The 26,997-nt window shown below is 70.2% G+C and carries 28 protein-coding genes; 13 read left to right on the forward strand and 15 right to left on the reverse strand.

Translation table 11 applies throughout. The annotated features are described in order from the left end of the window. Window positions 1-8 precede the first annotated feature (8 nt). Window positions 9-659 carry a hypothetical protein gene (locus tag ACWEN0_RS08500; RefSeq protein ID WP_451970371.1) on the reverse strand — a complete coding sequence of 217 codons (651 nt, stop codon included), beginning with the start codon at window positions 657-659 and terminating at the stop codon, window positions 9-11. An 88-nt stretch (window positions 660-747) separates the two neighbouring features. Between ACWEN0_RS08500 and ACWEN0_RS08505 the strand changes: the two genes are divergently transcribed. Both ACWEN0_RS08505 and ACWEN0_RS08510 read left to right on the forward strand, forming a co-directional pair. After that, on the forward strand, window positions 748-1,125 hold the full coding sequence (locus ACWEN0_RS08505) for a nitroreductase family deazaflavin-dependent oxidoreductase (RefSeq protein ID WP_451970374.1): 378 nt from the start codon (window positions 748-750) through the stop codon (window positions 1,123-1,125). 8 nt (window positions 1,126-1,133) lie between these two features. Next, window positions 1,134-1,670 (forward strand): GNAT family N-acetyltransferase, encoded by a 537-nt coding sequence (locus ACWEN0_RS08510; RefSeq protein ID WP_451970377.1) that lies wholly within the window; start codon window positions 1,134-1,136, stop codon window positions 1,668-1,670. Here the strand turns inward: ACWEN0_RS08510 and ACWEN0_RS08515 are convergent. The 4 genes from ACWEN0_RS08515 to ACWEN0_RS08530 all read right to left on the reverse strand — a co-directional run bounded on the left by ACWEN0_RS08515 (window position 1,660) and on the right by ACWEN0_RS08530 (window position 5,843). Next, window positions 1,660-1,986, reverse strand: a complete 327-nt coding sequence (locus ACWEN0_RS08515; protein ID WP_451970380.1) for an MmcQ/YjbR family DNA-binding protein — start codon at window positions 1,984-1,986, stop codon at window positions 1,660-1,662. The two genes, ACWEN0_RS08510 and ACWEN0_RS08515, sit on opposite strands and share 11 nt — an antisense overlap. Before the next feature lie 38 nt (window positions 1,987-2,024). Continuing rightward, a complete protein-coding gene (locus ACWEN0_RS08520) occupies window positions 2,025-3,719 on the reverse strand; it encodes a bifunctional metallophosphatase/5'-nucleotidase (RefSeq protein WP_451970383.1) in 1,695 nt (564 codons plus the stop codon). Window positions 3,720-3,932: 213 nt separating this feature from the next. Further along, window positions 3,933-4,712: an alpha/beta fold hydrolase gene (locus tag ACWEN0_RS08525; RefSeq protein WP_451970386.1), complete on the reverse strand. Its 780-nt coding sequence runs from the start codon at window positions 4,710-4,712 to the stop codon at window positions 3,933-3,935. Window positions 4,713-4,763: 51 nt separating this feature from the next. After that, entirely contained in the window at window positions 4,764-5,843 is a 1,080-nt protein-coding gene (locus ACWEN0_RS08530) for a Gfo/Idh/MocA family protein (protein ID WP_451970389.1), read from the reverse strand. A 168-nt stretch (window positions 5,844-6,011) separates the two neighbouring features. Here ACWEN0_RS08530 and ACWEN0_RS08535 point away from each other — a divergent pair, with 168 nt between their 5' ends. Both ACWEN0_RS08535 and ACWEN0_RS08540 read left to right on the forward strand, forming a co-directional pair. Then, on the forward strand, window positions 6,012-6,137 hold the full coding sequence (locus ACWEN0_RS08535) for a hypothetical protein (protein WP_451970392.1): 126 nt from the start codon (window positions 6,012-6,014) through the stop codon (window positions 6,135-6,137). 92 nt (window positions 6,138-6,229) lie between these two features. Further along, window positions 6,230-6,865 (forward strand): VanZ family protein, encoded by a 636-nt coding sequence (locus ACWEN0_RS08540; RefSeq protein ID WP_451970396.1) that lies wholly within the window; start codon window positions 6,230-6,232, stop codon window positions 6,863-6,865. Here the strand turns inward: ACWEN0_RS08540 and ACWEN0_RS08545 are convergent. Together ACWEN0_RS08545 and ACWEN0_RS08550 are read right to left on the reverse strand one after the other, a co-directional pair. Then, window positions 6,806-6,982: a hypothetical protein gene (locus tag ACWEN0_RS08545; protein WP_451970399.1), complete on the reverse strand. Its 177-nt coding sequence runs from the start codon at window positions 6,980-6,982 to the stop codon at window positions 6,806-6,808. The two genes, ACWEN0_RS08540 and ACWEN0_RS08545, sit on opposite strands and share 60 nt — an antisense overlap. A 66-nt stretch (window positions 6,983-7,048) precedes the next feature. Further along, the gene (locus tag ACWEN0_RS08550; protein WP_451970402.1) at window positions 7,049-7,693 is read right to left on the reverse strand and encodes a class I SAM-dependent methyltransferase; all 645 of its coding nucleotides are present in this window, start codon (window positions 7,691-7,693) and stop codon (window positions 7,049-7,051) included. Between the two features lie 27 nt (window positions 7,694-7,720). On the opposite strand from ACWEN0_RS08550, the gene mug reads away from it, so the two are divergent. The 5 genes from mug (at window position 7,721) to ACWEN0_RS08575 (ending at window position 12,161) form a co-directional block, all read left to right on the forward strand. Further along, the gene (gene mug, locus ACWEN0_RS08555; RefSeq protein WP_451970405.1) at window positions 7,721-8,275 is read left to right on the forward strand and encodes a G/U mismatch-specific DNA glycosylase; all 555 of its coding nucleotides are present in this window, start codon (window positions 7,721-7,723) and stop codon (window positions 8,273-8,275) included. 284 nt (window positions 8,276-8,559) lie between these two features. Then, on the forward strand, window positions 8,560-9,345 hold the full coding sequence (locus tag ACWEN0_RS08560) for a response regulator transcription factor (protein ID WP_451970408.1): 786 nt from the start codon (window positions 8,560-8,562) through the stop codon (window positions 9,343-9,345). Window positions 9,346-9,484: 139 nt separating this feature from the next. Next, a complete protein-coding gene (locus ACWEN0_RS08565) occupies window positions 9,485-11,320 on the forward strand; it encodes an acyl-CoA dehydrogenase (RefSeq protein ID WP_451970411.1) in 1,836 nt (611 codons plus the stop codon). A 121-nt stretch (window positions 11,321-11,441) separates the two neighbouring features. Further along, the gene (locus ACWEN0_RS08570) at window positions 11,442-11,717 is read left to right on the forward strand and encodes a GlsB/YeaQ/YmgE family stress response membrane protein (RefSeq protein WP_451970414.1); all 276 of its coding nucleotides are present in this window, start codon (window positions 11,442-11,444) and stop codon (window positions 11,715-11,717) included. Between the two features lie 150 nt (window positions 11,718-11,867). Then, window positions 11,868-12,161, forward strand: coding sequence for a GlsB/YeaQ/YmgE family stress response membrane protein (locus tag ACWEN0_RS08575; RefSeq protein WP_451970417.1), 294 nt, complete (start codon window positions 11,868-11,870; stop codon window positions 12,159-12,161). On the opposite strand, the gene ACWEN0_RS08580 is transcribed toward ACWEN0_RS08575, so the two are convergent. Further along, window positions 12,151-13,533: an MFS transporter gene (locus ACWEN0_RS08580; protein WP_451970420.1), complete on the reverse strand. Its 1,383-nt coding sequence runs from the start codon at window positions 13,531-13,533 to the stop codon at window positions 12,151-12,153. The genes ACWEN0_RS08575 and ACWEN0_RS08580 overlap by 11 nt on opposite strands. A gap of 118 nt (window positions 13,534-13,651) precedes the next feature. On the opposite strand from ACWEN0_RS08580, the gene ACWEN0_RS08585 reads away from it, so the two are divergent. Beyond that, window positions 13,652-14,488, forward strand: a complete 837-nt coding sequence (locus tag ACWEN0_RS08585) for a helix-turn-helix transcriptional regulator (RefSeq protein ID WP_451970422.1) — start codon at window positions 13,652-13,654, stop codon at window positions 14,486-14,488. Further along, a complete protein-coding gene (locus ACWEN0_RS08590; RefSeq protein WP_451970425.1) occupies window positions 14,485-15,192 on the forward strand; it encodes a leucine-rich repeat domain-containing protein in 708 nt (235 codons plus the stop codon). Before ACWEN0_RS08585 ends, ACWEN0_RS08590 begins: the two co-directional genes overlap by 4 nt. A 4-nt stretch (window positions 15,193-15,196) precedes the next feature. Here ACWEN0_RS08590 and ACWEN0_RS08595 read toward each other — a convergent pair whose 3' ends face one another. The 3 genes from ACWEN0_RS08595 to ACWEN0_RS08605 are packed head-to-tail and all read right to left on the reverse strand — an operon-like array spanning window position 15,197 to window position 19,389. Further along, complete coding sequence (locus ACWEN0_RS08595; RefSeq protein WP_451970428.1) at window positions 15,197-17,209, reverse strand: VanW family protein; 2,013 nt, start codon at window positions 17,207-17,209, stop codon at window positions 15,197-15,199. Window positions 17,210-17,234: 25 nt separating this feature from the next. Further along, on the reverse strand, window positions 17,235-17,567 hold the full coding sequence (locus ACWEN0_RS08600; protein WP_013230909.1) for a GroES family chaperonin: 333 nt from the start codon (window positions 17,565-17,567) through the stop codon (window positions 17,235-17,237). Between the two features lies 1 nt (window position 17,568). Then, complete coding sequence (locus ACWEN0_RS08605; RefSeq protein ID WP_451971944.1) at window positions 17,569-19,389, reverse strand: NHL domain-containing thioredoxin family protein; 1,821 nt, start codon at window positions 19,387-19,389, stop codon at window positions 17,569-17,571. Between the two features lie 166 nt (window positions 19,390-19,555). On the opposite strand from ACWEN0_RS08605, the gene ACWEN0_RS08610 reads away from it, so the two are divergent. Beyond that, on the forward strand, window positions 19,556-20,131 hold the full coding sequence (locus ACWEN0_RS08610) for a hypothetical protein (protein ID WP_451970430.1): 576 nt from the start codon (window positions 19,556-19,558) through the stop codon (window positions 20,129-20,131). 38 nt (window positions 20,132-20,169) lie between these two features. Here ACWEN0_RS08610 and ACWEN0_RS08615 read toward each other — a convergent pair whose 3' ends face one another. The 4 genes from ACWEN0_RS08615 to ACWEN0_RS08630 are packed head-to-tail and all read right to left on the reverse strand — an operon-like array spanning window position 20,170 to window position 25,188. Then, the gene (locus tag ACWEN0_RS08615; protein WP_451970432.1) at window positions 20,170-22,482 is read right to left on the reverse strand and encodes an oxidoreductase; all 2,313 of its coding nucleotides are present in this window, start codon (window positions 22,480-22,482) and stop codon (window positions 20,170-20,172) included. A gap of 53 nt (window positions 22,483-22,535) precedes the next feature. Then, window positions 22,536-23,309: an amino acid ABC transporter ATP-binding protein gene (locus tag ACWEN0_RS08620; RefSeq protein WP_451970435.1), complete on the reverse strand. Its 774-nt coding sequence runs from the start codon at window positions 23,307-23,309 to the stop codon at window positions 22,536-22,538. After that, complete coding sequence (locus ACWEN0_RS08625) at window positions 23,306-24,238, reverse strand: amino acid ABC transporter permease (protein ID WP_451970438.1); 933 nt, start codon at window positions 24,236-24,238, stop codon at window positions 23,306-23,308. The genes ACWEN0_RS08620 and ACWEN0_RS08625 overlap by 4 nt, the downstream gene beginning before the upstream one ends. Before the next feature lie 17 nt (window positions 24,239-24,255). Then, a complete protein-coding gene (locus tag ACWEN0_RS08630; RefSeq protein WP_451970441.1) occupies window positions 24,256-25,188 on the reverse strand; it encodes an ABC transporter substrate-binding protein in 933 nt (310 codons plus the stop codon). A gap of 148 nt (window positions 25,189-25,336) precedes the next feature. Between ACWEN0_RS08630 and ACWEN0_RS08635 the strand changes: the two genes are divergently transcribed. After that, complete coding sequence (locus tag ACWEN0_RS08635) at window positions 25,337-26,992, forward strand: circularly permuted type 2 ATP-grasp protein (protein WP_451970444.1); 1,656 nt, start codon at window positions 25,337-25,339, stop codon at window positions 26,990-26,992. Window positions 26,993-26,997: the final 5 nt, after the last annotated feature.

Raw genomic sequence — 26,997 nt, forward strand, 5'->3', positions numbered from 1 at the left:
ATCCGGCTCTAGCCTTCGACGAGCTCCCACTCGGCGTCCGGCGTCGCACGGTCGTACACCTGGCCCGGGGCGGCCTTCAGCACGCTGCGGACGTCCGGGTACAGGTTCGCGACGTGCTCCAGCTCCAGGCCCTCGACCTCGAAGTCCTCCGCTTCCGGGACCTCGAAGCCGACGAACAGCCAGGTGCCGTCCTGTTCGCGGACGACCTGGCGGACCGCGCGCACCGGCTGCTGGGGGCCGGTCGGGATCTCCGTCAGGCCGCTGCTGATCTGCGCCTCGTCGTCCGGGGAGCCTTCGAACTCCCAGGCGGCGCGGCGCTGGGTGAGCAGCCGGATGTCCTCGTCCTCGTCGTCGGAGCCGGTCACCGACGAGAGCAGCCACGTGCGGTGCTCCGGGTCCCAGTCGGCGGCCATGCCCGTCGGCAGGCCGGCCAGCGCGGCCAGTTGCGGCAGCAGCTCGACGGCTTCGCGCAGCGACATCTTCCGGAAGCTCTCGCGGTTGACCAGCACGTCGTCGGACAGCTCGGTGCCGTCGCTGATGAACCAGTCGTCCTCGTCGTCCAGCACGACGAAGCCCAGTGCGTCCGGGTCGTTCACCAGGGCCAGCGCGATGATGACCGGCCCTTCCGGGTCCTGGCGCAGCGGCCATTCGGTCGACATGCGCCATATCCCACCATCGCCGCGGCGCGCGCCGGGAGCCGGGGTCACCCGTTCGGTTAATTCATCAATCGTTGATATCATCGGGCCCATGGTGCTTCCGAAGGGACTCGCCCGCTTCAACCGCGTGGTGACCAACCGGGTCAACAAGTACGTCGTCAACTGGGCCCCCGGGTTCGGCATGCTCGTCCACAAAGGACGGAAGTCCGGCAAGGAGTACCGGACGCCGCTCAACGTCTTCCGCACGGAAGACGGCTTCGTCGTCGCCCTGACCTACGGGCCCGACACCGACTGGGTGAAGAACGTGCTGGCCGCCGGGAGCTGCACCGTCATCACCCAGCGGAAGAATTACCGCGTGCATTCCCCCGAACTTGTGCATGATGAGACACGCCGAGCCATGCCGACACCCGTGCGGCAGTTCCTCGGCCTGCTGAACGTCCAGGACTTTCTGCTGCTCAAGCGGGACTAGGGGGAGAAATGCTGCTCGAGGGGGAGCTCGTCCGGCTGCGCGCGCTCGAACCGGAGGACGCCGAACGCATCCACGGCTTCGTGACCGACCCCGAGGTCGGCCGCTGGATGGAGAACGGCCACCCGCTCTCGCTCGCCCAGGTGCGCAAGCGCTGCGAAGAGCGCGCGGTCAACACGTACGAGAAGGTCGTCCTCGGCATCGAGGCCAAGGCCGAGCGGAAGCTCATCGGCATCGTCGACCTGCGCGACGCCGAGCCCGAGGTCGGCGAGGCCTACCTGGACATCTACGTCGGCGACGCCGAATACCGCGGCGGCGGCGGGTACGGCACCGAAGCGCTGCGCCTGATGTGCCGCTACGGGTTCGACAACATGCGCCTGCACCAGATCTCGCTGTGGGTCGTCGCCGAGAACGAGGTCGCCCGGCACGTCTACCGGAAGGTCGGGTTCGTCGAAGAGGGCCGGCACCGCGAGTCGTTCGTCGGCCTCGACGGGCAGCGCCACGACATGATCCTGATGAGCATGCTCAAAGGCGAGCTCACCTGGTGAGCCGGGGCGGTGCCTTCAGCCGCCACGCCTCTTCGAGCAGCTCACGCAGCTGATCGACGTCGACGTGCTCGAGGTCGACGATGATCGAGCCGTGGCCGTCGTAGTGCGGTGTCGTGAAGAAGGCCGCGTCGCCGGATTCCAGCAACGCGGCCTTCTCGTCGAGCCCGCACATCACGACCAGGCCGCCTTCGGCCTCGGTGCGCAGCCGCGCGAACCCCTTGCCCGCGACTTTCAGCGCGGGGGTGCGATACCACGTCGCCGCCTCGACCTCGGGCAGTGCCGAGGCCAGGCGGACGACGTCTTCCCAGGTCGTCATGGGTCCATTGTCGACCCGGTGGCTTGCAAAAACGGGAACTACGGCAGCTTCGTGATCCGGTCCGCCGCGGGCGGGGCCAGGTTCGGGTGGGCGCCCAGGTACGCGACCAGCGCGTCCAGGTCCACCGGCCCGCCGGCCAGGTTCGTGCCCTTGGTGAACTCGGTGAAGCCGTCCCCGCCGGCGGCGAGGAAGTTGTTCACCGACACGCGGAACGTCGCCGCCGGGTCGACCGGCGTGCCGTTCACCGTGATGTTCGAGACCCGCGAGCCCTGCGGCGCGGACGCCGAGTAGCTGTAGTGCAGCGAGCTCGAGATCTGCAGGAACTTCGGGTTCACGCCCGGCGCCCACTGCTGCTCCAGCACGTTCTTGAGGTTCGCGCCGGTCAGCGTGATCGTCTGCATGATGTTCGAGAACGGCTGGACGGTGAACGCCTCGCCGTAGGTCACCACGCCGTCGCCTTCGCCCTTGTCGGACGACTTGTAGGTCAGGTCGGCGCGGATGCCGCCCGGATTGGTCATCGCGATGACCGCGCTGTTCGACTGCGTGCCCGCGAGCTGCGCGTCGGCGATGACGTCGCCGAGGGCCGATTCGCCGGCCGCGTTGCCCGCCGCCTTCAGGTCCTCGGTGATGGTGCCGACCTGCTTGTTCGCGATCGGGCCGGACTTGGCCTTCGCGTCGTCGACCAGGGCCGTCACGGCCGGGTCCGGCGTGACCGTCCGCGTGACGATCTCGTTGAACGCCTTGGTCTGCGACCGGACGACGTCGCGCGTCTTCAGGCTGATCTTCAGGTCCACGACCGACAGCAGGCGGCCGAACGACGAGCCCTGGATGACCGGGCGCGGCTGGCCGGCCGGGTCGTTGATCACGCAGTTGTACTGCTGGTGGCTGTGGCCGGTGAAGATCGCGTCGACCTTCGGGGTCACCGCCTTCGCGATCGCGGTGGCCGGGCCCGGCAGGACCTTGCAGTCGTTCGGACCCTCGAGCTCGGTGCTGTCACCCTGGTGCAGCAGCACGATCTGGGCCTTGACCCCGAAGAAGTCGAGCAGGTTCGCGGTGCGGTTGATCGCCTCGACCTCGTCGCCGAACTTCAGGCCCTTGATCGCCTCCGGCGTGACGACCGACGGCAGGTCCTTGAGCGTCGCGCCGATGACGCCGATCGGCACGCCGCCCTCGAACTTGACGGTGAACGGCAACAACGCGGGCAGGCCGTTGGTGAAGTACACATTGGACCCGAGGAACGGGAACTTCGCACCGTCGAAAGTCTTCTGGAACTGGCAGCCGTCCGTGGGGTGGCAGCCCCCGAACTGCATGCGCTGCAGTTCCTTGTAGCCCTCGTCGAACTCGTGGTTCCCGACGACGGACGCGTTGACGCCCAGCATGTTCAGGAAGTCGATGGTCGGCTCGTCGTGGAACAGCGCCGAGGTCAGCGGCGACGCGCCGATGTTGTCGCCGGCGGACACGACGAACGAGTTGCGCACCTGCGAGCGGAGCTGCTTCACGTGCGTCGCCAGGTAAGCGGCACCGCCGGCGTCCACAGTGGTCCCGTCGGACTGCGTGACGCGGCCGCTGGAGCCGGACGGCGGCTCGAGGTTGCCGTGCAGGTCGTTGAACCCGATGATCCGGACGTCCGTGGTGGGGTCCGGGCGCTGGCCCGCGGACGCGGGCGCGGTGGTCACCGCGGTCGTCGCCAGCGCGGCCGCGGCGAGCACCACGAGCCGGGTTGAAAGCCTCATGCGTGTTTCCTCCGATTCGCGCCCAAGGTCCCCAACGGGCGCACGGCGGAGGATTCTGCCTCGCGAAGCGGTCAGCTACCAGGGTCAAAAGACGGACGTGCTGTGTGATCGTTACCAATCCGACCGGCAGCCACGGCGGAACGGGTCCTGTTGAGCGGATTCACTCCAGTCCGTGCCGCCTGCTTTCGGCCGGATTGGTAACGGGAACGTCACCTAACGGCTCCCCTCGAGCAGCACCCGCGCGACGAGCGCCGGGTCGTCGTTCATCGGCACGTGCCCGCAGCCGGGCAGCAGCTTGAACGTCCCGTTCGGAGCGATCTTCCGCAGGTCGGCGAGGCGCGGGCGGGCGAGGATCCGGTCGTGCTCGGCCCACGCGACCGTCACCGGGACGCCGGTGACCGGGCCCGTGAAGCGGAAGTCGCCGCGGGACTCGGCGGCAGTGGGCTCGAAGCCCGGCGCGGTCGCGAGCGCGTGGGCGTCCTCGACGACGGCGTCCGGGGTCAGCAGCGCCGGTTTCCCGACGATCATCCCGGTCAGCGCCGTGCGCCCGGCGGCCGTCGCGGCGATGCGGCGCACGACGTGCGGTGGCGTGCGCAGCGCGAGAGCGCGGTGGGCCTTGAGCGTGGCGATCGCGTAGAGCTTCTGCGGCCGGGTCCACAGCCCGGCGGGCGACAACGCCGTGACGCTGCGGACGAGCCCGGCCTGCCCGAGCGCCAGCGACAGCAGGCCGCCGAGCGAGTTGCCCGCGACGTGCGGGCGGTCGATGCCGAGCTCGGTGAAGAGCTCCTTGAACATCACGAGCGCGGGCTCGACGCCGTACCCGCCGGCCGGCTCGGGCGACTCCCCGAAGCCCGGCAGGTCCACGGCGATGACGTCGCGATGCGGCGTGAGCAGCGGGAACACCGGCGCCCACGCCTGACGGCGGTGGCCGATGCCGTGGATCAGCACCAGCGGTTCGCCGGTGCCGGCGCGGTCATAGACAACGTCGTCCATGACCCGAGAGTAAGACGGGGATAGCGGAAAAGCTACAACCGCCGGTAACAGTTACTCTGCGTCCGGGTGAACCCGCGTGCCGGAGTCGGCCGCCCGCTGGACGGCGTCGAGCACCCGGTGGACGCGCCGCGCGTGCGCGAAGTCCGGCAGGTCACCCTTGAGGTGCCGCGCGTAGGCGTGCGCGACGTTGTAGGACGGCTCGGCGGCGCGCCCGGCCAGCTGCGGCAGCTCGTACCGGCCGGGCACGGTGAGCCGTTCGAGCGTGCCGGTCCGGCTACCGCGCAACGTCAGCTTCGCGATCCAGAACAGCGGGTCCGCGGCGTTGACGACCAGGGTGCCCTCGGTGCCGTTGATCTCCCAGTGGAAGTCGGTGGCGGGCGAGGACCCGCCGCGCAGGTGCAGCGACGCGACCGCGCCGCCGGTGAGCACGCCGGTGACGGCGATCTGGTCCGGCGCGGTCATCGGGACCGACTCGCCGGTGACCTCGTCGCGCACGCGCGGCCGGACGGTCGCCATCGTCGCCGACAGCTCGCTGAACCGGCCGAGGACCATGTCGAGCGCGTCCACGGTGTGCGCGAACGGGATCGTCAGCATGGTCGCGCCCCCCTCGGGGTGCAGCTGGTAGTCGCGGCCGGCGCGGACCCTGGGTCCCCAGTTCCCGCCCGAGCCGATCAACGACGTCGACAGCACACGGCCGACGTAGCCGTCCTTGATCAGGTCACGGAGGTAGCGCAACGCGGGCGCGGACCGCCCTTGGAGGCCGACCGCGGTCTTCGCGTCCTTCGCGGCTTCGGTCAGCGCCTCGGTTTCGGCCAGGCTCACGCCGAGCGGCCACTCGCTCAGGACCTGCTTGCCCGCGGCCAGCGCGGGCTCGATCAGGGCCCGGTGCTCGGCCACCTTGACCGCGACGACCACCAGGTCGACCTCCGGGTGCCGGGCGAGCTCCCCGGCGTCGCCGAAGGTCAGCGGCACGCCGTACTTCTCCCCGGCGACGCGCGCCGACTCGGTACTGCTCCCGCTCAGCGCGCGGAGCTCGTAGCCCTCCACCGCGGCCAGCGCGGGCACGTGCGCGGTGGCGGCCCAGCCGCCGTTCGCGCTGAGCCCGACGATGCCGACCCGGACCGGTGCCATCAGTGTTCCTTTCGTTGCCCCCACAAGACTTCGACGTGCTGAGCGTCGTGGTCATTCCCGCTCGAGCGCAAGCCGCATCCGGTTACGTCTTCCGTTGCCGTGACGAATTCGACTCGCCGGGCGGTTCGGTAACACCCCTTGCCCCCGCAGCGATGACGGTGCATTCCGGTGACTGGGGGACGAATGGGCATCGAGGTCGTACTCGTGGTGCTGGCCGTCGTCGTGCTGCTGATCGGCGGCACGGTGTTCAGCGCGTGGCGGGCCGAGCGCTCCGAGGAGCGCGACGACGACTGACCGATCGGCCCGGCCGCGGTCGGCCGAGTGGCCGATGGGGTCCGGCTCTTCGACCGAAGTGGCCCCGGGGCAAGATCCATAACGTCGGTGGCATGACGAACGCACAGGTCACCGCCCTGCAGTACGGGTTCATCGGCTTTCTCGCGCTGTGGTCCGTGGTGCTGGTGCCGCAGCTGATCACCCAGCTCGCGCGCCACGGCGGCCTGCGCCTGCGCGGCATCGTCACGACCGCGGCGGTGCTGCTGTACGGCTGCATGACCTTCGCGGTCGTCTTCCTGCCCCTGCCCGGCCCCGGCACCCGCCGGCTGAGCCAGACGGTGCAGCTGCACCCGTTCCAGTGGATCACCGACATCCACACCGAGCTGCTCAAGCACGGCGAGCCGCTGTCGCAGTGGTTCATGACGCAGACGTTCCAGCAGGCGTGCCTGAACGTGCTGCTGTTCGTCCCGCTCGGGGTGTTCGCGCGGATCCTGTGGCGCCGCGGCCTGGTCGGCACGACGCTCATCGGCTTCGGGGCGTCGCTGCTCATCGAACTCACGCAGGTCACGGCGAACTTCGGCACGGCGCCCTACGTCTACCGCATCTTCGACGTCGACGACCTCATGAACAACACGCTCGGCGCCGGGGTCGGCTGGGTGTTCGGCGCGCTGCTGCTCACGCTCCTGCGTTCACCGGTCCGCGTGCAGCCGGCCCGGCGCGAGCGGGTCCACCTCGCCCAGTCGCGCTAACCGCGCCTTCCGCTGCAGGGCCGCCCGCTTGGCGGCCCGCCGGTCTTCGAGGACGACGACGAGCGTGGCGACGGCGAGCACCAGCGCGACGAGCCCGAGGACGATCGGAAGCTGCACGAAATCCTCCTCGGTACGGCGCTGTGCGGGAGATCACACAGGGTACGCAGGTCCGTGGCGACTTCGCTACCCCCCGCGACGGGCTCGGGCGGCGAACCAGGTCCGGTCGGGGGTGAGCCAGCGCTCGAAGACCAGGTCAGCCCCGGCCAAGGCCTCGTCGAGAACCAGGCGGCGGCAGGTGAACTCCTGGTCCCACCGCCGCCCGCCGGCCGAATAGCGGACCGTCGCCGACAGCAGGTCGCCGTCGCGGACCACGTCGGCCAGCTCGAGGTCCACTTCCCCGAGCCGCCCGCCCTGCCCGGACGCGACCGAGCCGAACCACTCGGGCGGGTGCCACTCGACGACCAACCGCCCGGAAGGGGCGAGGTGGCGCCGCGCGGCGGCGAGCAGCGCCTGCCGGTCCCGCACCCGCGCCGTGTTGATCAGGTGGCTCCCCAGCAGGACCGCGTCGAACGTCCGGCCGAGGTCCAGCTCGCCGATCCGCGCGCACACCCTCTCCGCTCGGACGTGCGCGAGCATCGCCGGCGAATCGTCGACGGCGACCACGGGATGCCCCAGCTCCAGCAGCGGGTGCGTGACCCGGCCGGCCCCGCAGCCCAGCTCGAGGATCGACGCCCCGGGCGCGACCGCGTCGTGCACGATCTCCGGCTCGCCCGCGGCGGGCAGCAACCGGTAGACCTCGACCGAACACCCGTCCGCGGTGACCTCCATCCCACGAGCATGCCGGAAACTGAGCCCGTGAGACCGACCAAGGACCAGCTCGCCGCCGCGCACGACACCACCATCCCGGACGTCATCGCGCCCGGCCTCGACGTGCTGTTCTGCGGCATCAACCCCGGCCTCTACTCCGGCGCGCTGCAGCAGCACTTCGCGCGGCCCGGCAACCGCTTCTGGCCCGCGCTGTACCACGGCGGCTTCACGCCGCGGCTGTACGCGCCGAGCGAGCAGGACGCGTTGCTCGACCTGAAGCTCGGCATCACGAACGTCGTCGCCAGGACGACCGCCCGTGCCGACGAGCTCACCGGCGACGAACTCCGCGAAGGCGGGAAGCTCCTCGAAGCGAAGGTGCTCGAGTACCGGCCGCGGTGGCTGGCCGTCGTCGGGATCACCGCCTACCGGACCGCCTTCGGCTTCCCGAAGGCGCGCGTCGGCCGTCAGGAGCACCGGATCGGGAGCACGCGCGTGTGGGTCCTGCCGAACCCGAGCGGCCTCAACGCGCACTGGACGCCGGCTGGGCTGGCAGAGGAGTTCGCCGCCCTGCGGAGCGCATCCGAAGCGCGTCGAAATCGTTGAACAACCGGCGAGCCACCCTCAGTAGCACCAACAGCCCCATCGGGTCCTCCCCAGCTCGGCCGAGCCACCTCTTCAAGATCGTCTTCTACCCATAGTTTGCTGTGACCAGCGGATTGGGCCATGAGGGGGAATTGGCGTCATGAGCTGCGCAATCGCGACTCGTACCAAGCAGGAGGAGTCACTTTTGGCCGGTCCCGCAGGGGGGACCGGGTGGTGCCGGACGCGTGAACCGAGGGGACGCGTCAGGCGTCCCAGGAGCGACGGCGCAGAGACGGAGGCCCGCGATGCACGGCATCGAGCCCACCCGCAGGCCCGCTGGGCCGATCGGACCCGGCGGGCGCAGTCTCGGCGTGGCGGTCGTCGATCCGGTCCCGATCTTTCGCGACGGCCTCGCCGCGCTCGTCCACCGCAGCCAGGGGCTGCACTGGGCGGGCCAGGCGGCCAGCCACCACGCCGCGCTGCAGCTGTGTGAGCAGGTCAAGCCGGACGTCGTCGTGCTCGATTCGGCACTCGACCCGAACTGCCACCTGACGAAGCTGCTCAACGCCGGCGACCCGGCACTGATCCTGGTCACGTTGATCCGGGACACGAACCGCACGCAGCAGTACCTCGCGGCCGCGATCGCCGCGGGCACGCACGCGATCGTGCCGCGGTCGATCGATTCACGGCGGCTCGCCGAAGCGATCCGGCGTGCGCACACCGAGCGCCGGTACATCGACCCGGCGCTGGCCGCGCTCACCGCCCGGCCGAAACGGGCGACCGTGCCGAAGGACGGCCTCGCCCACGACAGCCCGCCGGCGCCGCGCGGCGGGATGCCGCTGTCCCGACGTGAGTACCAGGTGCTCCAGCTGGTCGCCGAAGGCCTGGAGAACTCGGCGATCGCGAAGCTGCTGTTCCTGTCCGTCGAGACGGTCCGGACGCACGTCAAGAGCATCCTGCGGAAGCTTTCCGCGCGCGATCGGACGCACGCGGTCACCATCGCCTTCCGCGGCGGGATCCTCATCGCCCGCGCCGAAGACGGCCACGTGCCGGTGACCGCCGACACAACGGCCCTCCCGGGCCAGCGCTGACCCCGGAAACCACCCGGATTTCCGTACCCGGAAGTGCGGATCTGCTTGCTCCAGTTACCCGCAGGTAATATCCTGAAGTTACCGGCGAGTAAGGCGAACATGTGCCCGGCCGGGGAGCCGAACACATTGGAGTGACGACATGGGCCACTACAAGAGCAACGTCCGAGACCTGGAGTTCAACCTCTTCGAGGTCCTGGGCGTGCAGGAGCGCCTGGGCAAGGGCGTACTCGCCGAGTCCGACGAAGAGACCGCGCGCGGTGTGCTGTCCGAGCTGAACAAGCTCGCCACCGGTCCGCTGGCCGAGTCCTACGCCGACGCCGACCGCAACCCGCCCGTGTACGACCCGAAGACCTTCAGCGTCAAGATCCCCGAGTCGTTCAAGAAGAGCTACCAGCAGCTCATCGACGGCGAGTGGTGGCGCCTCGGCCTGACCAACGACCTCGGCGGCTTCGGCCTGCCCCCCACGGTCCAGTGGGCCGCCTCCGAGCTGATCCTCGGCGCGAACGCCCCGCTGTTCATGTACATGGCGGGCCCGAACTTCGCGATGATCGTCGACAAGAACGGCACCGAAGAGCAGAAGCACTGGGCGCAGCTGATGATCGACCGCGCCTGGGGCGCGACGATGGTGCTGACCGAGCCGGACGCCGGCTCCGACGTCGGCGCGGGCCGCACCAAGGCCGTCAAGCAGGAGGACGGCTCCTGGCACATCGACGGCGTGAAGCGCTTCATCACCTCCGCCGAGCACGACATGAGCGAAAACATCATGCACCTCGTGCTGGCGCGCCCCGAGGGTCCGGGCATCGAGACCAAGCCGGGCACCAAGGGCCTGTCGCTGTTCCTCGTGCCGAAGTTCCACTTCGACACCAAGACCGGCGAGCTGGGCGAGCGCAACGGCGCCTACGTCACGAACGTCGAGCACAAGATGGGCATCAAGGCCTCGACGACCTGCGAGCTGACCTTCGGCCAGCACGGCACCCCGGCCAAGGGCTGGCTGCTCGGCGAGGTGCACGACGGCATCGCGCAGATGTTCCAGGTCATCGAGTACGCCCGGATGATGGTCGGCACCAAGGCCATCGCGACGCTGTCGACGGGTTACCTCAACGCGCTCGAGTACGCCAAGGAGCGCGTCCAGGGCGCCGACCTGCCGAACATGCTCAACAAGACCGCGCCGCGCGTCACCATCACGCACCACCCGGACGTCCGCCGCTCGCTGATGCTGCAGAAGGCCTACGCCGAGGGGCTGCGCGCGGTGTACCTCTACACCGCGTCGTTCCAGGACCAGCTGTGGACCGGCGAGGGTGACCAGAAGGTCGCGCACGGCGTGAACGACCTGCTGCTGCCGATCGTCAAGGGCGTCGGCTCCGAGCGCGCCACCGAGCAGCTCGTGCAGTCGCTGCAGACCCTGGGCGGGTCCGGCTTCCTGCAGGACTACCCGATCGAGCAGTACATCCGCGACGCCAAGATCGACTCGCTCTACGAGGGCACCACGGCGATCCAGTCGCTGGACTTCTTCTTCCGCAAGATCGTCCGCGACAAGGGCGCGTCCCTGGCCTTCGTCGCCGGCGAGATCACGAAGTTCATCGAGTCCGAGGCGGGCAACGGCCGGCTCAAGAACGAGCGCGGGCTGCTCAAGCAGGCCCTCGAGGACACGCAGGGCATGCTCGGCTCGCTGATCGGCTACCTGACCGCGTCGCAGGAGGACCCGCAGAGCATCAACAAGGTCGGCCAGCACACGGTCCGCCTGCTGATGTCGGTCGGCGACCTGCTCATCGGCTGGCAGCTGCTCAAGCACGCCGAGGTCGCCATCGGCAAGCTCGACGCGGGCGCGTCTGCCAAGGACGTCCCGTTCTACGAGGGCAAGATCGCCGTGGCCTCGTTCTTCGCGAAGCAGGTGCTGCCGGAGCTGACCGCCCGCCGCGCGATCGTGGAGGCCGCCGACAACGCGCTCATGGAGCTCGACGAAGCCGCGTTCTGATCGTCACGAAAAGGGCCCTCCTCGCGTGAGGAGGGCCCTTTTCGTGTTTCAGCTTCACCCGATGAGGGCATTCCGGTCACCGAGTTCGCGGCGCGGCCGCGGATCCTGGAGAGGAGAAGCGATGACCATCGGCAGCATCCTTGGCGCCATCATCATCGGGTTGATCATCGGTGTCCTCGGACGGTTGGTCGCCCCCGGCAAGCAGAGCATCCCGATCTGGCTGACCATCGTGATCGGCATCGTCGCCGCCTTCATCGGCACGGCCATCGCGCGCGGTCTCGGCTACGCCGACACCAAGGGGATCGACTGGCTGGAGATCCTCACGCAGGTCGTCGTGGCCGCGATCGGCGTCAGCATCGCCGCCGGCGCGTATGGCCGCCGAGGCGTCAGCAGGTAGCGCTTTCCCCAGCCGGCCCGGTCCGGTCCGTCGTCGGGGGCGGACCGGCCCGGGCCTTTCTTCGCCGCTCACTCCATCGGGGGGCAAGGCGGGCGACGAGCCCGCATCGGTGCCACCGTGGCGCTTATTGCGCAATCCGAGGAGGCAACCGTGCTCGGCGGACTTTGGGGCATCATCTCGACGATCATCGTGGGCCTGATCCTGGGCGTCCTGGGCCGGCTGTTCGCGCCGGGCGACCAGAAGATCCCCATCTGGCTGACGATCGTCGTCGGCATCGTCGCGGCGTTCATCGGCAACTGGCTGGCCGGGGTGTTCGGCGTCCGGGACACCTCCGGCATCGACTGGATCCGGCACATCTTCCAGATCGTCGCCGCGGTCGTCGGGGTCATCCTGGCCTCGGGGATCTACGCCAAGGTCAAGGGCGGCAGCCGCTCTACCGCCTGAGCGCCAGGCCTGCGCCGGCGAGCAGCAGCCCGGCGGCGCAGGCCATCGCCGTGGTGAGGGCGGTCGCGGACGACGTCACGGCCAGCGTCAGGAACAGGCTGCCGAAGGTGGCGACGCCGACGACCTGGCCCAGCTGCAACGTGGTGGTCAGCAGGCCGCTGACGTCCGCCGCGCGCTCGGGCGGCACGTGCGTCAGCGCGTTCACCATCAGGGAGCCGAACGCCGGTCCCATCGACAGGCCGAACAGCAGCAGGGCGACGACGAACAGGGTCCCGCCGTCCCGGCCCAGCCCGAGCAGCACGTAGGCGACGGCGGACCCCACGTACCCGCACGGGGTCAGCCAGGCGTGCACCCGCCGCGGCAGCCGGTTCCAGAAGAACCCGCACAGCCCGAAGACGACCCCGCCGGGCGCCATCGCCAAGCCGGCGGCCATCGCCGTCTTGCCGAGGCCCGACTGCAGGTGCAGCGCCACGCAGAAGAGGAACCCGCCGTAGGACGCGACTCCCGCCGCGAGCGTGGCCAGCCCCGGGGCGACACCGCGGATCTTGAGCACGGCGAGGTCGACGAGCGGTTCGCGCACCCGGCGTTCGACGACCACGAACAACACGGCCAGCAGCGCGCCCACGGCGATCGAGGCGAACGTCCAGGCGGGCCAGCCGGTTTCGTGCCCGAGCACCAGCGGCAGCACGACGAGCACCACCGCGGGCGCGGCGATCCCGAGCCCGGCCAGGTCGAGCCGTCGGCCCGCCTTCGCGGCGCCGGCGGGCAGCAGCTTCCCGGAGAGCACGGCCACGAGCACGCCGAGCGGGACGTTCACCAGGAAGACCGGCCGCCAGCCCGTCCCGAACAGGTCGGCGCCGACGAGCACCCCGCCGAGCACCTGGCCGGACACGAACGCGACGGAGATGACGGCGGTGTACGCGCTGAGCGCCTTCGCCCGCGCGGCCCCCGTGAACTGCGCCTGGATGACGCTGACGACCTGCGGCATCATCAACGCGGCCCCGGCGCCCTGCGCGACCCGCGCGACGACCAGGACCGCCGCGCCGGGCGCGAGACCGCAGAGCAGCGAACAGACGGTGAACGTGACGACGCCGGTGACGAACAGCCGGCGCCGCCCGAACAGCTCGCCGAGGCGAGCACCGGTGATCAGCAACATCGCGTAGCCCACGGTGTAGCCGGAAACGACGAGCTGCAGCGCGGCGCCGGAGGCGTGCAGGTCGGTGCGGATGCCGGTCATGGCGACGTTCACGACGGTGACGTCGAGCAGCGCCATGAACTGGCCGAGCAGCAGGACGGCCAGCATGAACCACGGCCGCCGGTCTCCCCGGGCGGCCCGGTCCGGGGTGGCCGGGGCAGAGGTGGTCAGTGTCATGCGGCTGACCTTGGTTCTCTTCGGCTTCGCGCGGAGAGAGCCTGCGGGTGCTGGTGCCGGGAGTACCTGCTTCGCCGGGTCTTCCGAAACTGTCGTACCCCTCGGGCACCATGTCCCCATGACCGACACGCAGGTTCGCACGAGCCGGGAGGAACTCGGCCGGTTCCTCAAGGCGTGCCGGGCGCGGATCGGCCCGGAAGAGGTCGGGCTGGCGCCCGGCGTACGCCGTCGTACGAGCGGGTTGCGCCGCGAAGAGGTGGCGCTGCTCGCCGGCGTCGGCGTCACTTGGTACACGTGGCTCGAGCAGGGGCGGCCGATCAACGCGAGCGCGCAGGTGCTCGACGCGGTGGCGCGCACGCTGAGGATGGACCACATCGAGCGGGAGCACCTGTACCGGCTGGCGGAGCTGACCCCGTCACGGCTGCCGTCGTCGGCCGAAGTGGTGCCGGACGCGGTGCGCGAGGTGCTGCGCGCGCTGGATCCGTTGCCCGCCACGGTGGTCAACGGCCGGTTCGACGTGCTGGCGTCGAACGCGGCGCAGGAAGAGCTGTTCTGGGAGTGGCACAGCCTGCCCTGCCTGCACAAGAACCTGCTGTGGTGCTGCGTGACCGAGCCGAAGGCGCGGGAGTTCCTGCTGAACTACGACGAGGAGGTCCCGCACATGGTGGCGCGGATGCGGGCCGAGTACGGCGGGCACGTCGGCGAACCGTCCTGGGAGGAGGACATCCGCCGGCTGTCGGCGCTGAGCCCGGAGTTCGCGGCGCTGTGGGAGCGGCACGAGGTGGCCGAACCGCGGGCGCGGCTGCGCCGGCTGCACCACCCGCGGGCCGGGCGGATGACCTTCCGGCTGACCGAGCTGGCGGTGTCGGAGGTGCCGGGCCTGCGGGTCCAGGTGTCCACTCCGGACGACCCGGCCACCTGGGCCCTGCTGCCCTCCACACGGCGGTCGTCATGACGTCGGTCGAGCTGAGCGGCCGGGGGCTGACGTCGTTCCCGGCGCTGCCCCCGGGGGTGACCTGGCTGGACCTGTACGAGAACTCGCTCACGGCCGTGCCCGCGTCGCTGTGGGAACAGACCGGGCTGGAGGTGCTCAACCTCGCGGCCAACCGGCTGTCCTCGCTGCCACCGGGCATCTCGGCGCTGAAGTCGGTGCACACCTTGGACCTGGCGCACAACGAGTTCGGCTCCCTGCCGGACGAGCTGGGTGAGCTGGCCGGGCTGACCGAGTACCTGTACGTCAGTGACAACCGGCTGTCGTCGTTCCCTTCGGCGTGGTGCCGGCTGGACCGGTTGCGGTACCTGGGGTGCACGGACAACCGGCTGACGGCGCTTCCCGCCGATCTCTCGGGCTTCGCGTCGCTGCGCGAACTCCGGTTGTACCGCAACGCGTTGGACTCCCTGCCGGAGTCGATCGGTGCGCTCGGCGCGTTGCGGGAGCTGCACCTGCGCGGGAACCGGCTGAGTTCGCTCCCGGACTCGATCGGCATGCTGACCGAGCTGCGTCAGCTGGACCTGCGGGAGAACGCGTTGACGACGCTGCCGGCGTCCGTCGCCTCCCTGTCCAAACTGGACAAGCTGGATCTGCGGTGGAACAAGGATTTCCGGGAGCCGGCGTGGCTGCGCGACTTCGAGGAGGCGGGGTGCATGGTCCTTCGCTGACGGCTCAACAGAGGATGGTCGGACGCGGACCGTAGGTCGCGGTGTGCGACGTCCGCCGGACTTCGGCGCCGCTCGCGATGTCGTAGAGCACGCGCGTGTCGGTGACGCTGAAGCCGGGTGTCCCGATCGACGGCACGCACGGATCGGTTCCGCCGAACTGCACCGGCGGCGGGTCACCGGGGGTCTGCGCGCCGGTCTGGCTCTCGACGCGGTAGTGGCGGGTGCCCCAGATCCGGACCGTCACGGAGTCGCCGGAAACCGTGGCTTGGATGGCGATCCCGGTCTGGGTGTCGTTGGTCAGCTTGAGCTCGACCGGACTGCCGTCGGCGTTCACGGCCTTGGCGTCGCGGCCGGCGGGGTAGCGGTCGAGGTAGTGGTCGTGCTCGAGGTGCCCGGCGTCGGCCAGGCCCGCGAGGTAGCCCGCGTTGTACAAAGTGGACGCCAGCTGCGAGACGCCACCGCCGACGACGGTCGTGCCGGTGCCGTCCTCCTCGACCGGGGCGGGCACGTAGCCGTTGTCGGCGGTGCGCGGGCCGGAGCGGGCGCCGAGGCTGAACGTCTCGCCGGGCTTGACGATCGCGCCGGACACGCGGGCGGCGAGCGTCCGGTTGTTGGTCGCGGCCGGGCCGGCCAGGCCACCGGTGGTGAACTCGCCGACGACCTCCTTGATGCCGAGCGCGCCGGCGTCGTCGGTGCTCACGCTGGGTTTCGACGCGCTGTAAACGACGGGCAGGTCCCGGCCGTCGGTCTTCTCGAGCACGTCGATGAGGGGCAGGAAGGTCTTTTCCCAGTTGACCTTCCGGGCGTCCTCGGACGGCTCGACGGCCGGCTGGTCGCCGGTGAAGACGATCTGCGCGTCCTTGCCGTCGGTCTCGGTGCTCGCGAGGCCGTCCTTGAGCGCGGCCTGCAGCTTGCCCTGGTCGATGCGGACCTCGACGGCCCCGCCTTCGACCGCGGCGAACTGGAACGACCCGGCGATGGCGTCCGGCTTGAGGGGAACGTCCTTGCCCTGCCCGTGCACGACGACCGGCTTCGCCACCGCGGGCACGACGATCTGCTGGTAAGCGGCCTGCACCCCGGCCGCGGTCGCCTTCACGGGCGTGATCGCCATGGCGAGCTTGACCCCGCCGGCGTCGAGCCAGTGGTCGGTGACGGTGTGCACGGCACCGGCGAGGTCGGTCAGCTGCTGGCCCTGCCGCGGCAGGATCGGGTAGGGCGTGACGCCGCCGTCGCTGCCCTGAACGGGCGTGAACCCGACGGCACCTTCGGTGGCCGGGTGGTTCAGCTTGCCCTCGGCGAGCTCGCGCACGGCCTGGCCGATCTGGTTCGGATCGGTCCGCGTCGCGACGCCGACTTCGCGGCTGGTGAAGAAGGACATGATCCGCGTGATCGGGCTCAGCGGCTGGTGCCCGGCGAGGCCGAGGGTGTTCGGCCAGTCGAGCCCCAGCCCGGACTGCGCGGGAACGAGCGTCGCCTGCACATCACCACCGTGCACGACGACGGGCCGCGTGAGCCGCGGCTCGAGTTCCTTGCGCAGCTTGGCTTCCGCCTCGGCATGGGTAAGCCCCCCGACATCGATGCCGGCAACGGTCACCCCGCGCGGCACGTCCCCGGCGCTGGTGATGAGGTCGAGGGCGTAGAGGATGACGAAGAGCCCGAGCGCGATCCCGATGGCCATCATCGTGCGCGCAACCCCCTTGCGCATCCGAGCACCCGAAGTCTCGGGCGCCCGCGGCGGCGCAGGGGTTTCGAGGAGTTCACCGAGCAGATCATCGGCGAAGAGATCGGTAGCGGGCTCCGCGACGACGGTCGCGGGTTCTTCCGGCTCGAGCTCGGAACCCGGCTCTCCAGCAGGTTCCAGGACGGCAGGCGCCTCGGCGACCGGCGGCTCGGCGGCGCCCGGCTCCTCGGCGGCGCTCGGCTCCTCGGCCCCCGCCGGTTCGGGCTCGGTGGATGCTTCGGCGGCCGGATTGCTTTCGGCCACCGGCTCCTCCGAGGGTGCCTCGTCGTCTGCCACGCCCCCGCCCTCCGCGGGACCCGACCTACAGGTAGAGCCCCGTGCCGTGCTCGGTGCGCTCGGTCGCCACGGCGTGGATGTCGCGTTCGCGCATCACCAGGTGCCCTTCGCCCTGGATCTCGACCTCGAGCTGGTCCTCCGGGTTGAAGAGCACGCGGTCGCCGGTCTTGACGTTCCGCACACTGTTGCCGACGCCCAGTACATCACCCCAGGCGAGCCGCCGCGCCACCTGTGCGGTGGCGGGGATCACGATGCCGCCGCTGCTGCGGCGCTCGCCCTCTTCCGGGGACAGCCGCACGAGCACCCGGTCGTGCAGCATCTGGATCTCGAGTTTCGGCCCGTCAGACACGGCCTGCATGTTACTCGGCGGGCCGGGGTTCCCCCGCCATGACCAGGCTCAGCTCGTGCGCGCCGTCCGCGGCGAGGCGCACCGGGACGCCCCAGTCCTGCCGGGTGATGCGGCACGCCGGGTGGTCGCCGCCGTCGTCGCAGCTCGCCGCCTGCGCGACCACCTGCAGCACGCCTTCCGTCACGCCTGGCGCGAGCTGGATCTTGCGCGTGAGGTCCGTGCCGGTGCCGTCGCCGCCGGCCAGCAGCGACGGGGGTGAGGCGCTGATCTCCAACCGCGTCGACGGGCCGAAGCGGTCGTCGAGCTTCTCGCCCGGCGGCGCCGTGAACACCACCGAAAAGTCGATCTCACCAGGGGCCAGGACCGTCGGCGGTCTGCGGACGGCGTGCGCGTCGCCCGAGACGACCGTCGGCTCCGAGGACGAGTCCAGCGGGGCGATCCGGTTGCCCGCGGACTCGACGACCAGCAGTTCGCCGTCGTGCAGCAGGAGTCCCTGCGGCTCCGAGAGCCCGGTGGCGATCGTGGTCACTACGCGGGTGAAGACGTCGAAGCTGCGGACGGCGCCGTTGTAGGTGTCCGCGATCGCGATCTTGTCGCCGGGCAGCACCGCGAGGCCGAGCGGGTGCTGCAGCAGCGCCTGGTCGGCCGGGCCGTCGGTGTGACCGAACGAGAACAGGTCGACGCCGATCGCGGTGTGCACCGTGAACGACTCGCCGTCGGGCTCGATCCAGCGCAGGGCGGACGTCTCCGCGTCGGCGAGCCACAGCTTGTCGCCGTCCGCGGCGAGACCCGAGGTCTGCGCGAAGAACGCCTCGGCGACATCGCCGTCCTTGAGGCCTTCGACGGTCGTCCCGGCGAAGCGGCGGATCGTGCCGGAGACCGGGTCGAACACGCTCAGCGTGTGGTTGCCCGCCATCGCGACGACGACCCCGCCGGCCGGGCCCCACCAGGCGACGTCCCACGGGCTGCTCAGGTCGACGTCGGGGCCCTTGCCCGAGTCCGGGCCGGTGCGCCACTGGGCGCCCCTGCCGGCGACCGTCTTCACCTCGCCGGTGATCAGGTCGAGGCCGCGCAGCCGGTGGCCGGCGGTGTCGGCGACGACGGCGTGGTAGCCGGCGCGCTCGGCGACGTCGTAGGGCAGCAGCGCGATGCCGGACGGCTCGGCGAAGGTCGCGACGTCGAACGGGCCGTCCTGGCCGCCGCGCTCGCCGCTGCCGAAGCGCCGGATGACGGTCTCGCCGTCCGAAGCGAACTCGACGACGGAGTGGTGCCCGGTGTCCGCGACGAGGACGCGCCCCTCGGCGGTCGCGACGGCTTTGCTCGGGAACCGCAGCTCGCTGACCTGCTCTTCGACCGCCACGTACGGGCTGCCGCCACGCCGGAGCGTCCCCTTCGCTTCGTGCTTGGTGACGAGATCGGCGATGACGCGGCGAAGCGCCTCTTCGTGCCCTTCGCCCGCCGCGACGTGCACGACGTACCCCTCGGGGTCGACGACGACCAGCGTCGGCCACGCGCGGACCGCGTACTGCGACCACAGGTCCATTTTCGGGTCGTTGACGACCGGGTGGTGCACCTCGTAGCGCCGGACCGCGGCCTCGATCGACGCGCGCTCGCCCTCGTGCAGGAACTTCGGCGAGTGGACGCCGATCGTGACGAGCACGTCCGCGAACTCGGCTTCGAGGGGACGCAGCTCGTCGAGCACGTGGAGGCAGTTGATGCAGCCGCTGGTCCAGAAGTCCAGCAGGACGATGCGCCCGCGCAGCTCGGCGAGGGTCAGCGGGCGGCCGCCGGTGTTCAGCCAGACGTCGCCGCGCAGCTCGGGAGCGCGCACGCGGGCCTGCGGTCGGGGTGAAGTCACGGCAAGAGTGAACTACACGCGTTCACGCCCTGTTCCGAAGTCCGGCCGATGAGAGAACAAACTCACCCCACGGGGGTGCCCCGTGAAGACGGCGGAAAAGAACGCGCGGCGGGGTGAGCCGCCGCTTACGCTCGTCGTCATGACCCCCGTCCAGCCGGCCGGCGCCCTCTCGTTGGAGGAGGCCCGGCACCTGCAGGAGAACCTCCGGGAACCGGTGCGTCCCGGGCTGACCGAACCCGAGCTCGACGACGTCGAGCGCCGGTTCGGTTTCCGCTTCGCCGCCGACCACCGGACGTTCCTGGCCGCCGGCGTGCCGATCGGCGACCGCTGGCCGGACTGGCGCTGCGGCAACCCCGAGCAGCTGCGCAAACGATTGGCCTGGCCGGTCGACGGCGTGCTGTACGACGTCGAGCACAACGGCTTCTGGCTGCCGGAGTGGGGGACCCGCCCGGTCGGCCCGGAGGACGCGGTCCGCGAAGCCCGCCGGCGGCTGGCCGACGTCCCCCAGCTGGTGCCGGTCTGCGGGCACCGCTACCTGCCGGGGCTGCCCGGCACGACCGGCTACCCGGTGCTGTCGGTGTACCAGACGGACATCATCGTCTACGGCTGTGACCTGCGCGACTACCTGCACCGCGAGTTCGCGACCGGCGGCATCAGCACGGCCCCGCCGGACGGGCCGCGGTACATCGACTTCTGGTCGCGCTTCATCGACTAACCGGCTATTCGCTCGTCTAGCACCAGGACTAGAAAGACTTAGCTTTCCCTGCGCAGCATCCGGCTGACGCCCGCCGCCACCGTGGTCGCCAGGATCCAGCCCGACGCCGTGAAGCCCGCGGCCACCCAGTTGTCCGCGCCGTGCATGTACCACCGCGACTTGTTGCCGAAGTCGACGATCGGCACCAGCAGGTCCGCCGTGTAGATCACCGCGTTCCACTGCAGGCCGGTGTCCTGCTGGTTCACCACGCAGCGGGGGCCGTTCGCGATGATCTGGTGCGTTTCGTCCGACTTCCAGTGCACGCAGTCGTCGGTGCCCAGGCCGAACCACAGGCTGCCCAGCACCAGCAGCGTGAACAGCCAGCCGAGCGCGCGCACCGGGCGGTAGCCGTAGCCGACCATCGAGCGCTGCAGCCAGCTCCACAGCCGCACGCCCGGGCCGAAGAACTTGAACCCCCCGGCCAGCGCTTCGTAGCGGAACTGCTGCTTGCGCAACGCCACCGTCGAGGCGTGCTCTTCGTTCCCCGCCGCGCGCAGCATGTGCGCCAGCTGGTCGTACGGTCCCGGGCGGTAGCCGCGCATCGCCCGGCTCAGCAGCTCGATGCGGTGGTCGAGCGCCTTGTCGTCGTCGAGCGGGATGCTCTTGCCGAGCGCGTCGTAGCGGAAGTCCTCCAGCTCGATGCCCTCGGCCGCGGCCCAGAACGCCTCGTTGTCGGTCAGCGTCCCGCAGTGGGCGCGGCGCAGCACGACCCGGCCGGCCGGCGGCACGCTCGGCGTCAGCGTGAACTCGTCCGCCGCGACGTCACCGGCGTCGAGCGCCACGAAGAACGGCGAGAGCGACCCCAGCTGCGAACCCCGCAGGTCGACGCGCCGGGCGACCTGGGCACCGTCGAGGTTGACGCCGCCCTCGGCGACGAACGGACGGCCGTTGTTGTCCCGCAGCGTCAGGTCGCGGCCGACCCGGCCGGTCCGGACGTCCAGGGAGAAACTGCTGGTCGCGCGGCGTCCCGGGTCGGTCAGCCGGGTGCCCGCGAGGTTGATGCTGCCGCCGACCTCGACGCCCTGCAGGCGCAGCGTGCCGTGGATCGTCGCGTCCGTGAGCTGGAAGTTCCCCGCGATCCGCGAGCGGCGCGCCGAGAACACGTCCCGGCCCGGGTGGCGGAACATCGAGTTCCAGGCCAGGAAGTTGCCGCCGACGGTGACGTCGGCCAGCCGCAGCTGCCCGGCCGGCACGCGCAGGCTCGTCGCCTCGATGTCGCCGCCGATCTCGGTGCCGTCCAGGTGCAGCGCGCGGTCGTAGTAGGGCTGCGACTTGCCGCGCACGACGGTCACCTCGGCGCCGGCCAGCCGCAGCGAGCCGCCGATCCGGGCGTTGACCATGCGCAGCGTGCCGAGCGCCTGCAGGCCGTCGGACAGCTCGACGTTCCCGTCGACGCGCATCCGGTCGAAGACCAGCGCGGGCCGCGGGTCCAGGTAGGGGTCGTTCGACTTCCACGCGTCGACGGCGATCGGGCCCTGCTGGGACACCGTCAGCTTGGCCTCGCGCAGCACGATGTCGCTGGCCACCGTGGCGCTCGGCAGGTACATGATCCCGGTGGCGGAGAAGCGTTTCCGCTGGCTGGCGGGGCCGTAGTTGTCGACTTCGCAGAGCAGGCTGCCGCCGATCTGCAGGCCGTTGCCGTTGAGCGCGAAGCCGTCCGGGTTGTTGAGCGTGGCGCCGGAGAAGTTGACGTTACCGCCGGTCCGCACGCCGGGGAGCCGGACTTCGCCGTTCGCGACCATCCGGTACGCCAGCAGCGCGCCGGTCAGCACGAGCCGGTCGGCCTGGATCGCCTTGCCGTGGGGGTGCGAGATGACGGTGCGCGTGAGGACCATCGACCCCTCGATCACCGCGTCGGTCAGGTTGACCGCGGCGTTCGGCATCCCGCGCTCGCGGTCGTCGCCGCGCTGGACGGTGGTTTCCTCGATCTCGCGGTCGGCGCCGTCGACCTGCACGACGCTGCGGATCAGCCGGACGTCGTTGCGGCTGCGCATGTTGCGGGCCTTGAGCCCGGGCAGCCAGCACTTGCGGAACACCAGGCCGAGCAGGTTCGCCTCGCGCACGTCCGGCGGCTGCTCGAACCGGCAGCGCTCGAACCGGAACAGGTACTTGAGGTCGGCGGCCCGCAGGTCGAGCGTGCCGGTGATGTAGGCGTCCTCGACGTAGACGATCGGGGCGTTCGTGGCCTGCCGCCGCCAGCGCAGCAACCCGCCGTTGCCGGGTTTGAGCAGGTCCGACGCCTTGACCTCGTACCGGCGGTCGGGAATGCCCGCGAAGGGGTCGAGAGGTGGCAGCGCATTTTCGGTCGTCATGAGCCGCCCCCTCCCTCACCCTCCTTCAAAGTAGCGAACGTGAACGGTGTTCGTCAGGCATTCGGGTTGAGGACACGGGCGAGGAACGACTTCGTCCGCTCCTCGCGCGGGCTTCCGATGACCTGGTCGGGCGGGCCCTCTTCGACGACGACCCCGCCGTCCATGAACAGAACCTTGTCCGCCACCTCGCGCGCGAACTGCATCTCGTGCGTGACGACGACCATGGTCATGCCGTCCTTGGCCAGCTGCTTCATCACGCCCAGGACGTCGCCGACGAGCTCCGGGTCCAGCGCGGACGTCGGCTCGTCGAACAGCATCAGCTTCGGCTGCATCGCCAGCGCCCGCGCGATCGCGACCCGCTGCTGCTGCCCGCCGGACAGCTGCGACGGGTAGTTCTTCGCCTTGTCCCCGAGCCCGACGCGCTCCAGCAGCTCCAGGGCACGTTGCCGCACCTGGGCCTTCGGCTCGCGACGGACCTGGATCGGCGCCTCCATCACGTTTTCCAGCGCGGTCATGTGCGGGAAGAGGTTGAACCGCTGGAACACCATCCCGATGTCCTTGCGCTGGAACGCGACCTCCTTCTCGCGCAGCTCGTGCAACTTGTCGCCACGCTGCTTGTAGCCGACGAGCACGCCGTCGACGTAGAGCCGGCCGGCGTCGATCTTCTCGAGGTGGTTGATGCAGCGCAGCAGCGTCGACTTGCCCGAGCCGGACGGCCCGATCAGGCAGAGCACCTCGCGTTCGTGCACCTCGAGGTCGATGCCCTTGAGGACGTCGACAGAGCCGAAGCTCTTGCAGATCCGCTGTGCGGACACCACAGGGGTCATTGGGCGTTCCCTCCACCCCGGCTGAACATCCGCGCCGCCCAACCCTGCCGCCGGACCACGTCCCGCGACGTGCCACGCGAGAACCGCTTCTCGATCTGGAACTGGATCAGCGTCAGCACCGACGTCATGAACAGGTACCAGGCCGCGGCCGTGATGAGCAGCGGCACGGTCTTGTAGTTCTGCGAGTAGATGGTCTGCACCGCGACCATCAGCTCGAAGTAGCCGATGACCACGACCAGCGACGTCGTCTTCAGCATCGAAATCGTCTCGTTGCCGGTCGGCGGGATGATCACCCGCATCGCCTGCGGGAGGATGATCCGCCGCAGGGTCTTCGTCCGGCTCATACCGAGCGCGCTCGCCGCCTCCAGCTGGCCCGAGTCGACCGACTGGATGCCGCCTCGCACGATCTCCGCCATGTACGCGGCTTCGTTGAGGCCGAGCCCGAGCAGCGACGCCGTGAACTGGGTGATCAGCTGGTTGGTGTCCCAGCTGACGAACTCCGGCCCGAACGGCACGCCCAGCCCGAGCCGGGGGTACGCCAGCGCCAGGAAGTTCCAGATGATCAGCTGCGTGATCAGCGGCGTGCCGCGGAACAGCCAGATGTAGATCGCCGCCGCACCCGAGGTCAGCGGGTTCGGTGACAGCCGCATCACGGCGAGCAGGATGCCGCCGGCGATGCCGATGATCATCGAGATCACCGTCAGGATGAGGGTGTTCTGCAGGCCGCGCAGAACCCGGTCGTCGAAGAGGTAGTCCCCGACGACCGGCCACTGCAGGGCGTCGTTCGTGATCACGCTGCGGATCACGATGAACGCCAGGAAGACGATGATCACCCCGGCCACCCAGCGCCCGTAGTGGCGCACCGGGACGGCCGTGATGGGCTCGGCGTCGATCGGCGCCTCGGCGGGAGGCGCTTCGGAGGAACTCACGAAAATCGGTCCTTAACTCAGGAGGCCGGGTTGATCTCCGACTTGGTGACCGCGCCCGCGGCGTTCAGGCCCCACTTGTCCAGGATCTTCTTGTAGGCGCCGCTGTCGATCAGCTTCTGGATCGCGCCCTGGACGGCCTTGCCGAAGTCGCCGCTGTTCTTCGGCAGCACGATGCCGTACGGCGCGGTGTCGTAGGGCGCACCGACCGACTCGAGCTGGCCGTTGGTCTGCTTGACCGCGTAGTCGATGACCGGCGAGTCGGCCAGCTCGCCCTGCACGCGCTTGGCGGTGAGGGCCAGGTTGACGTCCGTCTGGGCCTGCAGCTGCGTGACCTCGATGGCCGGCTTGCCCGAGCCGGTGCAGGCGGCGTTCTTCTTGTCGAGGTCTTCGACCTGGGTGGTGCCCTTCTGGACGGCGATCTTCTTGCCGCACAGGTCGTCGGCCTTGAGGCCGTCGGGGTTGCCCTTCAGCGCGGCCAGCGAGGTGCCCGCGCTGTAGTAGGAGATCATGTCGACCGACTGCAGCCGGTCCTTGTTGATGCTGAACGACGAGATGCCCATCTCGTACTTCTTGGCGCCGATGCCCGGGATGATGCCGTCGAACGAGGAGTTCTGGAACTCCATCTGCACGCCGAGCACCTGGCCGATGGCGGTGCCGAGGTCGACGTCGAAGCCGGTCGCCTTGCCGCCGTCCTGGAACTCGTTCGGCGGGTAGCTCTGGTCCTGGCCGACCACGATCTTGCCGTCGGTCTTGACGTCGGCGGGCACCATCGCGGCGAGCGAGTCGTCCTTGGCCACGGTGCCGGTGTCACCCGACGACGCACCGGGCGCGGCACTGCTGGACGCGACACCACCCGCGCCACTGCCGCCGGCCCCGCACGCCATGGTCAGTCCGACCAGGGCGAACGCAGGCAGCAGCGCGATCGCCTTGAGCTGGGTTCCTCGGGCCACGTCGTCACTCCTCGTAGTTCTCAGTTCGTGAGAGCACGCATAATGCCACTCATCCATACCAAAGCACAGCACTGGTGAGTTACGGCGACGTTTCACACCGCGCCCACCAGCGTGGGAGTGTCGCGCGTTCGTGGCCACGTGGGTCAGGATGTCGTTCATGAATCCCACCCCGCCTCGGCTGCCCCCGTCCGGTCGACGCGCGAGGAAGGCGACGACCCGCCGGATCACCCGGCCCGGGGCCCGGTTCGACGGGTACCTCTCGCCGGAACGCCCGCACGCCGGCGCGTACGACGAGATGTTCGCGCCCGACGGCACGGTCCGCGGCCCGTACCGCGCGTTGTACGAGTCGATCGCCGCGCTCGACGCGCACGACCTCAACTCGCGGTCGCTCGCGCTGGACCGGGCGATGGTCGACCAGGGCATCACGTTCTCGCTGTCCGGGCAGGAGCGGCCGTTCCCGCTCGACCTGGTCCCGCGCGTGATCCAGGCGGCCGAATGGACCAAGCTCGAGCGCGGCGTCGCCCAGCGCGTCCGCGCGCTCGAAGCGTTCCTCGCCGACATCTACGGCGACCGGCAGATCCTGCGCGAAGGCGTGCTGCCGCGGCGGCTGATCACGTCGTGCGAGCACTTCCAGCGGGAGGCGTTCGGCATCAACCCGCCGAACGGCGTGCGCATCCACGTGTCCGGAGTGGACCTGGTCCGCGACGAGGAGGGCACGTTCCGGGTGCTGGAGGACAACCTCCGCAACCCGTCCGGGGTGTCGTACGTGATGGAGAACCGGCGGACGATGGCGCGGGTCTTCCCGGACCTGTTCGCCCAGCACCGCGTCCGGCCGGTCGGCGACTACGCGTCGCACCTGCTCCGGGCCCTGCGCGCGGCGGCCGCGGCGAACGTCGCCGACCCGATGGTCGTCGTGCTGACCCCCGGCGTCTACAACTCGGCGTACTTCGAGCACTCGCTGCTGGCCCGGCTGATGGGCGTCGAGCTGGTCGAAGGCCGCGACATGTTCTGCCGTGACAACGTCGTCTACCTCCGGACCACCGAGGGCGAGCGCCAGGTCGACGTCATCTACCGGCGCATCGACGACGAGTTCCTCGACCCGGTGCACTACCGGCCGGACTCGGTGCTCGGCATCGCCGGCGTCCTCAACGCGGCGCGCGCGGGCAACGTCGTCGTCGCGAACGCCATCGGCAACGGCGTCGGCGACGACAAGCTCGTCTACACCTACGTGCCCGAGATGGTGAAGTACTACCTCAACGAGAAGCCGTTGCTGCCCAACGTGGACACCTACCGGTGCTGGCTGCCGGACGAGTTCGACCACGTGATGGCCCACCTCGACGAGCTGGTCGTCAAGCCGGTCGAAGGCTCCGGCGGCTACGGGATCGTCTTCGGGCCCGAAGCGACTCCGGCGGAACTGGCGACGCTGCGGCGGAAGGTGCGGGCCAACCGGCGCGGCTGGATCGCGCAGCCGGTGGTCCAGCTCTCGACCGTGCCGTCGAAGGTCGAGGACCGGCTGGCGCCGCGGCACGTCGACCTGCGGCCGTTCGCCGTCAACGACGGCAAGGACATCTTCGTCCTCCCCGGCGGCCTGACGCGGGTGGCGCTGCCGGAGGGCAGCCTGGTCGTCAACTCGTCGCAGGGCGGCGGCTCGAAGGACACGTGGGTGCTCGCGTCCCGCGCGTCGACGGCCGAGCGCGAGCTCGAACAGCCCGCGCTCGGTGCGATGTCCACTGTGGACGGCCTGACCGCCGAGCAGGGGCCCGAGCTGACCTCGTCGCAGCAACAGCAGCAACAGCAGAGCTAGGGAGG

The sequence above is a fragment of the Amycolatopsis sp. NPDC004378 genome (assembly GCF_053602455.1).